A 415-nucleotide genomic window follows, 5' to 3' on the forward strand; every position below is an offset into this window, starting at 1 on the left:
GCCAAACGCGGCGCCAGCCACAGCGTGGCGAAAGATGCCAGTAAACCGATGTGCAATACGGTGGAGCTGGGGGCAACCCGTTGGGCACGCGTGGCGGCGGCGATGGCAACGAGGGCAGGGCGGATTTCGTCGTAGTACTGTTGGCCTTCGGTGGTCAGATCGATCGCGCGGGTGCGTCGGATGAACAGCGGTTTGCCTAGATGCTGCTCAAGTTTCTGCACCTGATGACTGAGAGCGCTCTGGGTTACCGACAACTCGCCGGCAGCCTTGATAAAACTCAAATGCCGCGCCACGGCTTCGAAGGCACGCAGTGCCAGCAATGGTGGAAGGTCCTTGTGCAGTGCCACCTGAGAGCGTCTCCGGGTTCGGGGAAAGGCCTCGATTTTGGGCGATGCCCTGCCTTTTGTCGCCCGCT

General features: G+C 61.4%; 1 protein-coding gene. It reads right to left on the reverse strand.

Translation table 11 applies throughout. The annotated features are described in order from the left end of the window. On the reverse strand, positions 1 to 347 hold a 347-nt coding region (locus SOP95_RS31820), incomplete at its 3' end, for a LysR family transcriptional regulator (RefSeq protein ID WP_323609561.1). Between the last annotated feature and the right edge of the window lie 68 nt (positions 348 to 415).

This window comes from Pseudomonas sp. YuFO8 (assembly GCF_035065025.1).
Classification (GTDB): Bacteria; Pseudomonadota; Gammaproteobacteria; order Pseudomonadales; family Pseudomonadaceae; genus Aquipseudomonas; species Aquipseudomonas putida_AE.